The 12,496-nt window shown below is 61.6% G+C and carries 15 protein-coding genes and 1 pseudogene; 8 read left to right on the top strand and 8 right to left on the bottom strand.

The features are described 5' to 3' along the window. Positions 1 to 27: 27 nt before the first annotated feature. The 3 genes from D8Z78_RS23030 to D8Z78_RS23020 all read right to left on the bottom strand — a co-directional run bounded on the left by D8Z78_RS23030 (position 28) and on the right by D8Z78_RS23020 (position 1,788). Positions 28 to 627 carry a rhomboid family intramembrane serine protease gene (locus tag D8Z78_RS23030; protein ID WP_017468205.1) on the bottom strand — a complete coding sequence of 200 codons (600 nt, stop codon included), beginning with the start codon at positions 625 to 627 and terminating at the stop codon, positions 28 to 30. A gap of 130 nt (positions 628 to 757) precedes the next feature. After that, positions 758 to 1,093, bottom strand: coding sequence for a hypothetical protein (locus D8Z78_RS23025; protein ID WP_234994812.1), 336 nt, complete (start codon positions 1,091 to 1,093; stop codon positions 758 to 760). A gap of 281 nt (positions 1,094 to 1,374) precedes the next feature. After that, positions 1,375 to 1,788, bottom strand: coding sequence for a MerR family transcriptional regulator (locus D8Z78_RS23020; protein WP_153218054.1), 414 nt, complete (start codon positions 1,786 to 1,788; stop codon positions 1,375 to 1,377). Positions 1,789 to 1,876: 88 nt separating this feature from the next. Here D8Z78_RS23020 and D8Z78_RS23015 point away from each other — a divergent pair, with 88 nt between their 5' ends. The 8 genes from D8Z78_RS23015 to D8Z78_RS22985 are packed head-to-tail and all read left to right on the top strand — an operon-like array spanning position 1,877 to position 6,565. Next, positions 1,877 to 2,272 carry a mercuric transporter MerT family protein gene (locus D8Z78_RS23015; RefSeq protein ID WP_425427228.1) on the top strand — a complete coding sequence of 132 codons (396 nt, stop codon included), beginning with the start codon at positions 1,877 to 1,879 and terminating at the stop codon, positions 2,270 to 2,272. 15 nt (positions 2,273 to 2,287) lie between these two features. Continuing rightward, positions 2,288 to 2,596 carry a heavy-metal-associated domain-containing protein gene (locus D8Z78_RS23010; RefSeq protein ID WP_007803569.1) on the top strand — a complete coding sequence of 103 codons (309 nt, stop codon included), beginning with the start codon at positions 2,288 to 2,290 and terminating at the stop codon, positions 2,594 to 2,596. Positions 2,597 to 2,606: 10 nt separating this feature from the next. Next, the gene (locus D8Z78_RS23005) at positions 2,607 to 2,858 is read left to right on the top strand and encodes a hypothetical protein (protein ID WP_072629817.1); all 252 of its coding nucleotides are present in this window, start codon (positions 2,607 to 2,609) and stop codon (positions 2,856 to 2,858) included. Continuing rightward, on the top strand, positions 2,855 to 3,241 hold the full coding sequence (gene merF / locus D8Z78_RS23000) for a mercury resistance system transport protein MerF (protein ID WP_007803570.1): 387 nt from the start codon (positions 2,855 to 2,857) through the stop codon (positions 3,239 to 3,241). Before D8Z78_RS23005 ends, merF begins: the two co-directional genes overlap by 4 nt. Beyond that, positions 3,238 to 3,375 carry a hypothetical protein gene (locus D8Z78_RS24790; RefSeq protein WP_007803572.1) on the top strand — a complete coding sequence of 46 codons (138 nt, stop codon included), beginning with the start codon at positions 3,238 to 3,240 and terminating at the stop codon, positions 3,373 to 3,375. The genes merF and D8Z78_RS24790 overlap by 4 nt, the downstream gene beginning before the upstream one ends. A 1-nt stretch (position 3,376) precedes the next feature. Then, positions 3,377 to 4,807, top strand: a complete 1,431-nt coding sequence (merA, locus tag D8Z78_RS22995) for a mercury(II) reductase (protein ID WP_057796628.1) — start codon at positions 3,377 to 3,379, stop codon at positions 4,805 to 4,807. 22 nt (positions 4,808 to 4,829) lie between these two features. Beyond that, a complete protein-coding gene (locus D8Z78_RS22990) occupies positions 4,830 to 6,182 on the top strand; it encodes a dihydrolipoyl dehydrogenase family protein (protein WP_017467591.1) in 1,353 nt (450 codons plus the stop codon). A gap of 56 nt (positions 6,183 to 6,238) precedes the next feature. Beyond that, entirely contained in the window at positions 6,239 to 6,565 is a 327-nt protein-coding gene (locus D8Z78_RS22985) for a YnfA family protein (protein ID WP_040546036.1), read from the top strand. 600 nt (positions 6,566 to 7,165) lie between these two features. Here D8Z78_RS22985 and D8Z78_RS22975 read toward each other — a convergent pair. The 5 genes and pseudogenes from D8Z78_RS22975 to D8Z78_RS22955 form a co-directional block, all read right to left on the bottom strand. After that, positions 7,166 to 7,894 carry a DUF736 family protein gene (locus D8Z78_RS22975; protein WP_090525093.1) on the bottom strand — a complete coding sequence of 243 codons (729 nt, stop codon included), beginning with the start codon at positions 7,892 to 7,894 and terminating at the stop codon, positions 7,166 to 7,168. 124 nt (positions 7,895 to 8,018) lie between these two features. Next, on the bottom strand, positions 8,019 to 8,321 hold the full coding sequence (locus D8Z78_RS22970; protein ID WP_090525091.1) for a hypothetical protein: 303 nt from the start codon (positions 8,319 to 8,321) through the stop codon (positions 8,019 to 8,021). Between the two features lie 100 nt (positions 8,322 to 8,421). Beyond that, positions 8,422 to 8,883 (bottom strand): DUF6915 family protein, encoded by a 462-nt coding sequence (locus tag D8Z78_RS22965; RefSeq protein ID WP_090525089.1) that lies wholly within the window; start codon positions 8,881 to 8,883, stop codon positions 8,422 to 8,424. A 1-nt stretch (position 8,884) separates the two neighbouring features. After that, the gene (locus D8Z78_RS22960) at positions 8,885 to 9,271 is read right to left on the bottom strand and encodes a DUF6878 family protein (RefSeq protein WP_090525086.1); all 387 of its coding nucleotides are present in this window, start codon (positions 9,269 to 9,271) and stop codon (positions 8,885 to 8,887) included. 121 nt (positions 9,272 to 9,392) lie between these two features. Beyond that, positions 9,393 to 12,428, bottom strand: a pseudogene (locus tag D8Z78_RS22955) (strawberry notch family protein); the annotation flags it as partial. Positions 12,429 to 12,496 lie beyond the last annotated feature (68 nt).

Here is a 12,496-nt window from a genome sequence, read left to right as displayed (position 1 = left end):
CGGCAGCTTAGGCCCGATTGCACTGTTTCAGTTCAGATCGACGCCGCCGAGGCGCGGCGCATGGACATGCGTTCGGATTAGGAACGCAGCGCCCGCGCCCGCGATAGCGCCGAAGAGATGCGCCTCCCACGACACGCCGGGTTGGCCCGGAAGAACGCCCCAGAGAATAGAGCCATAGAGGACACCGACCACCAGCGCCGCGCCCAGCGTGATCGGAGAGCGATCCACAAGACCGCGCGCGATGAGGAAGCCAAACCAGCCGAAGATCAGCCCCGACGCACCGATATGGATCGCCGAGCCGCCGAACAACCACACGAGACCGCCCCCTAGGCCGATCACCACGGCGTTCACCGACAGCAAGCCTCGCGTGGTCGTTGCCACCAGCAGCCCACCCATCACCAGGAGCGGCGGCGTATTGGCCATCAGGTGCGAGAAACTCCCATGCAGGAGGGGCATAGCGATGACACCATCCAACCCGCTGCCGTGCCTGGGGATCAGGCCGAAGGCCGGGTTCAGGCCGTAGCCGGTGATCCAATTGACGACTTGGATCGCCCAGAGCAGCGCGACAAAAGCGGCAAGCGCCGCGGTGCGCCGGAAGAAGACGCGCATGTGATCCCAGTTCATCATGTTGGCGACAGTAGTCGTCCCCACAGCGCCTTCAACGGCTTTCGCGCGCTGCACAGGGTGCCACCTCCGGGAAAGGGGATTCGCGGCGGCCAACCTCGGTAGGGCTCAAGCCAAGAGAATGGCTCCGATCTTACACGGTGTTCCCAGGCCGCAGCGGCATGATTTCACGCTCGGGGCGCTTCAACGCTTCGGCATATTTGCGGGCATTGTCATCGATCGTGCTGTGCCAGAGCTTCGAGACGAACGCCCGGGCGTCTTGCACCGTCATGTCCTTCAGCGAAGAGGACAGCGCCATGAAGAGCTCATCCTCGCTGATCGCGGCGGCATAGTGCATGGCGTCCGCGTAAAATGAAGGGTCGTTCAGGACCTGTTGGCTTAGCGGCATCAGCGCGAGGTTCTCTTCCGGGATCGCCATGAAGATCGTGTCCTGCAGGTCGGTCAGATACGCACGCCGCGAGGTGGACACCGGCTTTCCTGCTGCCTGGGGTCTGCTCCGGCTCAGTGCAAAATCCTACGTTAAGAAATATTTTTCCCTGACGCTGGCACCCTTTGCGGAATTTACATTGAGACACGAGCTGAGATGCACGAGTTCGCTATCTGAGAGCCTATTTTACATCCGTTTTACAAACCTGCGTTTGTGAAAGCCGCCATTCGCTGCGCTGCGCATAAAATCACACAGTGCGGGACTTTTCGGGCTTTCGCTGCGCCGTTCACGAAGGTCCGTTGCCCCCTCTTCTTTAGGGTGGACTAAGCATCGAGTAACGCATCGATCACCGCGCATTCTGGGGCAGCATCGCCGGTGCATCGCGCAACAGTGTCCGACAGGACGCGCTCGATGCGCTGCAGATCGGCAATCTTGGCCTGAACGTCAGTCAGATGATCTTCGGCGATGATCTGCACCTCGGCGCATGTCCGGGATCGGTCATCGACCAGCCCAAGCAGCCCGCGAACCTCTTCGAGAGAAAAGCCTAGATCGCGGGACCGCATGACGAATTTCAGCCGCTTGACGTGGGCATCGTCGTAGCTTCGGTAGCCCTTCGTACTGCGCGGCGGGTCCGGCATGATCCCGATTTTCTCGTAATAGCGAATGGTTTCCAGGTTGCAGCCCGTTGCGCGGGCCAAATCGCCCCGCCGAATTGATCTCACGCTTGTGTTACTCATTGTGCCGAAAAATCCCTTGAGCCTGTATCAACTACAGACCCTAGAACGGTGGAAACATCTGTTCAAGGAAGATTCGATGGAACAACATTTGGCGGAACTTCCGCAATCTCAGTCGCAGAAAATTGGCGACGAAACCACCAAGGGATGGGGCGTGACCGGCCTCGGCGTCCTCGGTGCGCTGGCGATGACTTCTTGCTGCATCCTTCCATTGGTGCTGGTCAGCTTTGGCGTGACAGGCGTGTTCATCGCGCAGCTCGGGGCGCTCTATGCCTACAAATGGTACACCTTCGCGCTGAGCGCCGCGTTTTTGGGATACGGCTTCTACAAGGCTTACAAGCCTGTAGATGCCGAGGCCTGTGCCGATGGCACCTGCGCCCGCCCCATCGACCGCCGCATCATGCGCGCAACCCTCTGGGCCGCTTCCGCGATTGTCGCTGTCGCCATGATCTTTCCCTACATCACCCCCTTCATCCTGAAATTCTGAACGAGGACCATGACCATGACCATGAAGCATCTCCTGTTATCCGCCCTGGCCATCGTCGCACTCTCGACCCCGGCCCTCGCTGAAGAGCGCCAGGTCGAGATCGCCGTCAGCGAACTGACATGCCCGTCCTGTTCGTTCATTGTTGCCAGCTCGATGCGCGGTGTTCCGTCGGTCGAGATCGCCGCATTCGAGGACGGCCCCGAATACGGGCAGGGTGTTTACAGCGTGACCTACGATGACGCCGAAACTTCCATCGAAAGCATCATCGGCGCGGTGACGGCCAATGGCTATCCGGCGCAGGTGCTGCCCGACACAGCCTCCTGAGCCGCCTGCAATGCGTGACAATCTGATGGGTGGCCTGCTGGCCTTCGGAATAGCAGCTCCGGTCGTGGTCGTCTGCTGCGGCGGCGGAACTGCCGTGCTTGCAGCGTTGTTCGGCGGCGTTGGGGCTTGGCTCTCTGGAATGAGTGGCATTGCCGTGCTGGTTTTGGCGGGTCTGACCTACCTGATCGTCCGCGCACTGCGTCGTTCGCAAATGAAACGCGCCTCCGGCCCCGACCCATCACAAAGAAAGACGGCTCCTTGACTGACACACCTGAAAATTCCGACCGTCTGCTGAAATGGGGGCTTGGCGGTGCGCTCTTCGCCGCGCTCTGCTGCTTTACACCGCTTCTGGTCGTCATCGTCGCTGGCGTCGGATTGTCGGCCCTCACGGGCTGGCTCGATTACGCCCTGTTCCCGCTGCTGTTTTTCAGCCTCGCCGTGGTGGCACAGGCCCTTTGGCTGCGCGCTGGCAAACCGGGACCGGCCCCGAAACTTTGGGCCACCGGCCTCGCGGTGGCCCTGTCGATCCTGATCATTCTTCTCGAATTCAGGTTCGCAATACGGATCACAATCGGCGTTTTCGCCGCCACAGCACTCTACGCGGTTCTCCTGAACCGTGCGCAAAAGAAAGGATCGCTCTTATGATGATGGGATGTTGCACCGCCACCGGCATGGTCTTCGGCCTCCTCGGCATGTTGACACCGCTGATCGCCATCGGCGCGGTCATATATCTGCTCGCCGCCAGACCAAAAGACCCCGAACATGGCGAGGCGCGCTGAGATGAAAGACCTGAACAAAAACGACGATGAACAGGGCGGCTATGACCTGATCGTTCTTGGGGCCGGATCGGCGGGGTTCTCCGCCGCAATTACCGGCGCGGATGCCGGAAAGCGTGTCGCCCTCGTAGGACATGGCACCATCGGCGGAACTTGCGTCAACGTGGGATGCGTGCCCTCCAAGGCGATGATCCGTGCGGCAGAGGCCGTGCACTGTGCGGGGGCTGCCAAGCGGTTCCCCGGCCTGTCGGGACGGGCACAAGTGGATGATTGGCAGACGCTCGTTCAGTCCAAGGACGATCTGGTCACGACCCTGCGCCAGAAGAAATACGCGGACCTTCTGCCGGAATATGAGGATGTCGATTACATCGACGCCGGTCCCGCGCGGCTGATCGAAGGTGGCGTGACAGTCGGTGAGCGAACCCTGAAAGCACCGAGGACCATCATCGCCACGGGCGGGCGTCCCGTTCTGCCGACCATCGACGGCATCGAGGAAATCGGCGCGCTCAACAGCACCAGTCTTCTGGAACTCGAAGTACTGCCGAAAAGCCTGATCTTCATCGGCGCGGGCTACATCGGCGCGGAGCTGGCCCAGATGATGAGCCGCATGGGCGTGAAGGTCACGCTTGTCGCCCGTTCGCATCTGTTGCCCGGCGCGGAACCAGAGGTCTCGGAGGCATTGGCGGCGGCGTTCGAGGCTGAAGGCATCACCCTTCTGACCGGGTTAAGCTACGACACTGTGCGCCGCGACGACGCGGGCGTGACACTGCGCGTGATCCAGAACGGAAAGCCTGTCGAAGTGACGGCGGATCACCTCGTTTCGACCGCTGGCAGGCGGGCCAATACCAAAGATATGGGCCTGGACGCAATCGGCGTGGAAACCGACGCGCGTGGGTCCATCGTCGTCGGCGAGGACATGCAGACATCGGTGCGCGGCATCTATGCCGCAGGCGATGTGACCGACCGCGACCAGTTCGTCTATATGGCGGCCTATGGTGCAAAGCTCGCGGCCAAAAATGCGGTTCTCGGCGAAGACCATCGCTACGACAACGCCGCGATGCCCTGGGTGGTGTTTTCCGACCCGCAGGTCGCGGGCGTCGGTCTCGGTGAAGCCCAGGCGCGGGACGCGGGCCTCGACGTCAAGACGTCCATCGTACCGCTCGATCAGGTGCCGCGCGCACTGGCCGCACGCGACACGCGCGGATTGATCAAGCTGGTGGCGGACAGAAAGTCCGACCGGCTGCTTGGCGGCCAGATCATCGCGCCCGAGGGGTCCGATACGATCCAGACCCTCGTTATGGCGCTGAAGTTTGGCATGACCACAAAGGCGCTCGGGGAGACGATCTTCCCCTATCTGACGACCGTGGAAGGGCTGAAGCTGGCGGCGCAAACCTTCGATATGGACGTGGCAAAGTTGAGCTGCTGCGCCGGATGAAGATCAGGACAAGGACCGGAGAATGAATGAAGACTACGACCTGATCGTCATCGGGGCGGGCATGGCGGGCGTGGCCGCGGCCAACAAATGTGGCGCGGCAGGATGGCGTGTCGCCATTGTCGATGCGCTGCCCTACGGCGGCACCTGCGCATTGCGCGGCTGCGATCCAAAGAAAATCCTGCGGCGCGGTGCGGAAATCATGGACGCGGCACGGCTCATGCAGGGCAAGGGGATCGATCCCGGTGATCTGTCGATCAACTGGGCCGATCTGATGGCACACAAGCGTGGCTTCACCGATCCCGTGCCGGACAAGATGGAAAAGGGCCTGTCGGGCAACGGCGTCGAAACCCTGCATGGAGCCGCGCGGTTCACGGGAAGCAACACGCTGGAGGTCGATGGAACGGCATATCAGTCGGAACGGTTCCTCGTGGCCGCCGGTGCCATGCCCAGGCCGCTGAGCTTCACAGGGGCCGATCTCGTGATCGACAGCACGGATTTCCTCAACCTGGAGGCCCTTCCCAATCGGGTTCTTTTTATCGGTGGCGGCTTCGTGTCCTTCGAGTTTGCGCATATCGCCGCACGGGCCGGAGCCAACCCGATCATCGTGGATCGTGGCGCCCGGCCCTTACGCGGCTTCGATCCCGATCTGGTCGAAATGCTGATCGACCGCAGCGGCGGTATCGGCGTGGACCTGATGCGCGAAACCGAAATCGTGTCGGTCTCGGAAGCCAGTAGAGCATTCACTGTCGAGGTGAAGTCGGGCGATGAAACCCGAACAATCGAAACCGATCTGGTCGTGCATGGCGCGGGCCGTGTGGCAGCCCTGGCCGATCTGAATCTTGAGGCGGCTGGTGTTGATTACAGCGACAAGGGCATCGTTGTAGCCCCGCATCTGCAAAGCACGACAAACAGCGCGGTCTTTGCCGCCGGAGATTCCGCCGACACCGATGGCATGCCGCTGACGCCAGTCGCAGTGATCGAAGGGAAGGTCGCGGCCTCCAACATGCTCAAAGACACTCAGACCGCACCGGATTATGCCGGTATTCCTACAGCCGTCTTCACAGTCCCGGAAGTGGCGCGTGTCGGCATGTTGGAAAGTGAGGCAAGGGACGCCGGGTATGATGTCGATGTTCGGTTCACCGACACTGGCGATTGGTATTCGAACTACCGGATCGGCGAGACCTCTGCTGCCGCGAAGGTCCTCGTGGACAAGTCGAACGGCAAGATCCTCGGCGCGCACCTGTTCGGCCCGGAATACGGCGAACTGATCAATTTCTTCGGGCTGGCAATCAAGCTGGGCCTGGCGGCCAAGCAACTTAAGTCGATGACGGCGGCCTATCCAAGTGTTGGATCGGATTTGGGCTCGCTTCTCTGAATTTGAAAGATTTTTCGCAATAGACCCGATCCTCCTCGGAACGTATGTCTGGCCCGATGAAGACGGTTCTTATCTACTTCGCCGCTGCGCTGGCCGAAATTGCCGGATGCTTTGCTTTCTGGGCCTGGTTCCGGCTGGACAAGAGCGTGTTTTGGTTGGCACCGGGCATGCTGTCCCTTGCCGCTTTCGCCTGGCTACTGGCGCTCAGCCCCGCCGATCAGGCGGGCCGCGCCTATGCAGTCTACGGTGGCGTTTACATCGTATCGTCCCTGCTGTGGCTATGGGGCGTAGAAGGGCATCGCCCGGATCAATGGGATGTAGTTGGAGCGGTCATTTGCCTTGTCGGTGCGGGTATTATTCTCTGGGCACCGCGCAGTATTTGAGAGGCAGCCGCAGACGGGGTGAAGCGCTGAATCGTTCGATTAGATCGCCTTTTGGTTCACGCGTTCCGACAACTCGGCGCTGCTTTCCCTCCGCATCGCGGCTGCGATCAAGCAGGTTTTCTACCGCCCTCGAAAGCAGCGATACATCCTTTACGCAGCATCGGTCAAAGTGGGCTCTGAACTGCCGTTCGCTGTATCGAGAAGGAACGACCGGTTTTGCTTAACGTAGGATTTAGCACTGAGCCGGAGCAGACCCCTGCCTTGGCGTCCAGATATGCCTGCCTTGTCCTGTCGAGCTTCGACCTTGCATGGGTCATGATGACATCACGCTGTCGTTCAGGCAGCGCAAATCCGGTGCAACGCACGATATGAGCAAGAAGCTCTTCAACCTCGGCGTCTACATCAAAGCTCTCGAACCACGGAGCTTTTCCCAGTCTCGCCACCATGTGCCTACCCTCGTCCTCTCAATAATATATTATCGTATATCATATTCAGCAGATCGCAAGCAGATGTGTGCGTCGTACCGCCAGACATGGAAAAAGGGGAACCGTGGTCCCACGGCTCCCCTTTCGGTTCGTATCGTTTTATCTCGCGCGCCGATTAGGCGACCAACGACAGCCCCGTGCCTGCATCCTGCGGCTGCTCACCGCTGTCGATGAACGGGATGATCGAGAAGGTCTGCCCACCGCGCTGTTCTTCGTTCTGCACGGCGTTCACGCGCAGGTCGCCATCGGGCGTGTTGATCAGCAGCGACAGGTAGTCATTGCCCGTGCGGCTGCTTTTCGCCATCCAGGCCGAGCCGACGCGGATCGGTGTGCCCCGGGGCGAGCTGACCTCGATCCGGTAATCGGGGTGAGTCTCCTCGGATTTATAGCTGTTCTCGATCAGCATGAATTCCAGATCGAACATCATGTTGGCGATGTAGCCGGTGAAGGCGTTGTCGGCGTCCATAGCGGTGAGCTCGCCCGAGATCGAGCCGGATTTCATCAGGCCGTTCGAGACCAGCGGGATGATCTCGAATTCGCCGCTCTGGGCCGCGCGCGCCTCTTTCGTCTGCACCGCATTGACCCGGAACGGGCCCAAGCCGACATCGATCTGCATCGAGATGTAAGGGTTTCCGCTGGTATTGCCGGTCTCGTTCCAGGCCGTGCCGATGCGCACCTTGCGGCCTGATTTGTTGACTGCCGTTACGTCAAAATCCGGGCTGCGTTCGGACATCTTCGGGCGGTTTTCAAGCTGGATGGCGATATCGAAACGTGTCGAATGGATCATGCCGGTGTACTGAGCGGCTGCGGTCTCGACGTTGCGGGTGAGGGTTCCTGCGAACATGGGATGGTTCCTTTTGGATTGGCCGGTGCCTGACGTTTTTGCCAACGCATCCGGGATTGCTTTCTCGACCCCTTGAGGGATCACAAATCAGAAAGCCTGCTTTCCTTTCAGCCCCGCCCACGGGTCAAAGCTGCCGTCCGAGTGGGAATGCCCCCGCGCCTCCGGGTGCTACGCCCCTCCCCTGCCCGTCTGGTCTTGATTGGTTGCCCGGATTTTCTGCGGCGTCCTTCGATTGCGCGACGAAAAACTCCGTTTCTTTTCCGTTCAACCGGTGCCCGCCCCGGTCGGTCAGACCGATGCAGCTACCATTCGGCACATAGGTGATGAGGTACTGACCGAGCCGGTCCTTGTGGACGACGTAGCCGGTATTGGCCCAATGCACGGTCTGGCCCGCATCGACGGCCGCCTTGATATCATTGAGTGTCATGCGATCCTCCTCAAGAAGAATGGTGGGGAAACGACGCAAGAAGCCCGATCTTCCAACCGGGCTTCCATACAGTATTCGTTTGGCAAACGGCCGAGAGCTGTCAGGCGCTTTGCGTGGCCCGCGTCGCGCGCGCCGCCATCCAATCTTTCAGGCCAAGAACCGTTCGTCCGGCGGCGACCTCGGAGGCCCAGGCAACCCTTGGGTCGCCGCAGGGCTCATCGCCGGAATGCCGGTCGATGTGGCCATTGGCCATCCATGGCTCAGGCTGTATCCGTCGCAGCCAGTCCGCCATGCTCGGGATGCGGCCCTGGCAGTCTTCACGGATATGCTGCTCGCCGATCCAGCGCACGGGGATGTCGCGGCCCGCACTATTGGTCAGTGTCAGGCCAAAAACCCGTTCGGCCTCAAAAAGGCCTTGCGCATGGTGACGCATGGCTCTGTGCGTGAAGAGCGCGAGGTGCTCTTTGGAAGCGTCGAACCAGTCGTGGACGGCTTGATAGTCGGACGGCACCCCGCCGAATTTCCGGGCAGAGCTTTCGGCATGATGAAGCGGATGGGCCATCTCACAGCCCCTCGTCATAGCTGTGCGAGCATTCGACATAGCGGTCGGCATGATCCAAGGTGACACTGTCGGCGGTGATGTCCCAGGTCAGCGTGCCGTAGCCGCCCTCGTTGTTTTCGAACCCCGGGTGATGGTGATAGGCGAGCGACCAGGCGAAGTCGCCAACCTCTGTGGCAAGCGGCTCCGGCAGTTGGACCTCTGCAGGCTGCACCGTCACATCCTCGACATTGCCGGAGTCGCCATAGCCTTCGTATTCGACAGCGACCTCGCTGATGCCAAGCGCACGTAGTTGCGCGAGCAGCTCCACTCTGGATGCCTTCAAGGTGGTTTCGCGCTCTGCACGCCACTGAGCCGCCATTGCGGCATAGTCGATCTGGGGATTGGTCATGGGTCTGTCCTCTTATCTGAATTTGGGGGGGCCGGGCCTGGCATTGGTCAGCGCGCGCCCGGAAAGCGCAGATCGGCCAAATCCCATCCACGCCGCCCGACCGGAAGCTCGCTTTGACTTTTCAGGCGGCTTGTTCTGCCACCTTGGCGACTCGCTGCCCCACGATCCGGGCCAGAATGCTTCCCGTGTCGATCCCGTCCCCATGCGGCAGGAACACACGCAACTGGAAGGCGATGATCTCGGTGAAGCAGCCGAGCGCCTTGAGGCCATCGATCATGCCCCGATCCGCACCGCCCAACTCAAGGCGCATCTCGCCTGCGACCCGGCGACGGGTCAGGGTCAGACCCCGGCCCAGATCGACAGGTGCGGTGGTGCCGAGGGCGGCGGTCAACATCTCCTGTGGCGTTTGCGGATTGGAGACGAGGAAGCGGGCGCGCAGCGAGGCCGCCCCTTCCTCACTCAGCGTCCGCCCGATCATGGCCGTCGCCCCGTCTGGCGTGACACGGTAGATCCGCTCATTGGTGGTCGGAATGTCCTTCCAGATCGGCAGCAGCAGCCCGGTCAGCAGGTAGAGCTTGGTCGTGGTGGTTTTTGGCAGGGACGCAGCCTCGGCCTCCCAAATCTGCGCAAATTCGGGCCTGTCGATCTCTTCCCAAGCCGAGGACTCAAACCGTGCCTCTTCGAGATAGCTCGACCCGTTTGGCCGCACCGCCTTGCGCATCAGCGTGACAATGTCCTCGTCATACATCTGCATGGGCCGCGCCGAGATGAGCGCCGCGCGACCGGAGGCGCGATTCACCATCGGCAGCTTGTCGGGATTGCGCGATATGGCCTCTTCGGCGACCAGGACATACACTGGGTCCGTCACCTCAAGTCCGATAATCCGCGTCACGGCGCCGGATTTCGGGCAGGTCCAGAGATCCTCGGTGGAGACCTGCTCGATCTTTTCGCCACGTAGGGTTTCCACGCCGAGATCGAGCGTGCCCGCCGCGCGCGCCCGCTCAGACTGATCGGCAATCCGGCGCATGAACTCGGCAAAGAGCGCGTTCTGCATGTGGATGGGAAGGGCAAGCACCCGGTTGAGAAACCGCTGGATCGGGGGAAGCTCTTCGAGCAGCACCCCGTCCTTGTCGATCAGCCGCAGGGCCGTCCAGTCGGTGAAGCTCTCGTAGCTCATCGCCTCGGCGCGCCCGGCGGCAAGATCGGCGAAATACCCACGCAGCGCCGCTCGCGCGATCGGGCTTTCGAGATTGTCCTCCTCGCGGAACATGCCTTGCGAGCCGGTCTCGCGCTGGCCCTTGGTCAGGGCCCCCAGCTGGTCGAGGCGTTTGGCGATCGTCGAGGTGAAACGTTTCTCGCCATGCACATCGGAGGTGCAGACCCGAAAGAACGGTGCGCTGACCTGGGCCGAGCGATGCGTGCGGCCGAGCCCCTGGATGGCTGCATCCGCGCGCCAGCCGGGCTCCAGAAGATAGTGCCGCCGCCGTTTCTGGTTCTTCGCGGTTTGCGCCGCATGGTAGGACCGGCCCGTACCGCCCGCGTCGGAGAAGATCAGGATATCCTTTTCGCCGTCCATGAAGGCTTGGGTCTCGGACGAATTGCTGCTGGCGCTGCGCTTCTCGATGAAGAGATGGCCATCCTCGGCCTTGAGTGGCCGGATGAACCGCCCCGTGACTTCTGCCACGGCCTCATCGCCAAATGCCCAGAGGATCTGATCGAGCGCCGAGGGGATCGGCGCCAGCGTCATCAATTCCATCATGGCCGCGTCACGCAAAGCGAGCGCCTCGCGCGAGACAACGAGCGCCCCGGTCTCATCCCGCAAGGGTTCCGCCACCATATTGCCGTCGATCTCCACGAGCTTTTGCGCATGGATCGGGAAGGCCTGTTCGAGGTAGCCCAGAACATAGTCGCGCGGCGTCAAGGCACCCTCGACGAGTTCATCCTCCGGGTCCATCGCCTCAAGCCGACGCTTCAGCAGGCTCTCGCCTGTCGAGACAACCTGGATGACGCAAGCATTGCCTGCCGCCAGGTCGTCCTTGATCGCACGGATGATGGTCGGGGCTTTCATGCCCATCAGGAGATGGTTGAAGAAGCGCTGCTTCGTGCTCTCGAAGCGGGACTTGGCCGAGGCGCGTGCGGCCGACGCATTAGTTTCCCCCGAGGCGTCGTTGACGCCGGTCGCAGTCAGCGCCGCTTCGAGATTGTGGTGGATCATCCGAAAAGCACCCGCGTATGCGTCGTAGATCTCGATCTGGGCCGGGGTCAGCGCGTGTTCGAGCACGTCATACTCCACCCCATCAAAACTGAGGGCACGCGCCGTGTAGAGCCCGAGCGTCTTGAGATCGCGCGCGACCACCTCCATGGCAGCCACGCCGCCGGCTTCCATCGCAGAAACGAAGCTCTCGCGGCTTGGGAAGGGGTATTCGGGGCCCTGCCCCCAGAGCCCCAGCCGCGCGGCATAGGCGAGGTTGTGGACGCTCGTCGCACCCGTGGCCGAGATGTAGAAGACGCGAGCGCGGGGTGCTGCCAGTTGCAGCCGGAGGCCAGCAAGGCCCTGCTGGGAGGGTTTGACCCCCCTGCCCTGCTCGGACCCGGCCGCGTTCTGCATGGCATGGGCCTCATCAAAGGCCAGCACGCCTTCAAAGTCTTCGCCCATCCAGGCGAGGATCTGGCTCAGTCGCGTGGTGCCGCATTTGCCCGCGGACCGCAGCGTGGCGTAGGTGACAAATAGGATGCCGTCGCCCATCGGGATGGACTGGTCCGGTTTCCATTTGGAGACCGGCTGGATGTCGGCGGGCGAGCCGCCGAGATCGGTCCAGTCGCGGATGGCGTCCTCGATGAGCGTGGCGGATTTGGAGACCCAGATCGCCTTCCTGCGCCCGGCCAGCCAGTTGACAAGGATGAGCCCCGCGCATTCGCGCCCCTTGCCGCAACCGGTGCCGTCGCCGAGGAAATAGCCAAGGCGATAGGCACGTGCATCCGGGTCATCATCGGCGCGCGTCAGCTTGGTCTGGTCGTCATCGATGGTAAACCGACCGGGCAGGTCGCGCCCATGGGCGTCATGCGCCATGATGATGGTTTCCAGCTGCGCCTCGGAGAGGTGACCCTCCTCGACCAACCGTGCGGGCAGGCGCAAGTCATCACGACCTGAACCAGTCCGGGTTTACCGGAGACGTTGGAGTTCGTCACTCAGCGGCTATTTTAGCCGTGAGCTCTTCGTTGTAA

Source organism: Tropicibacter alexandrii, assembly GCF_003667315.2.
Lineage (GTDB): Bacteria > Pseudomonadota > Alphaproteobacteria > Rhodobacterales > Rhodobacteraceae > Tropicibacter > Tropicibacter alexandrii.
The sequence above is the reverse complement of the archived record's forward strand: the minus strand, read 5'-3'. Positions and strand labels throughout refer to the sequence as shown.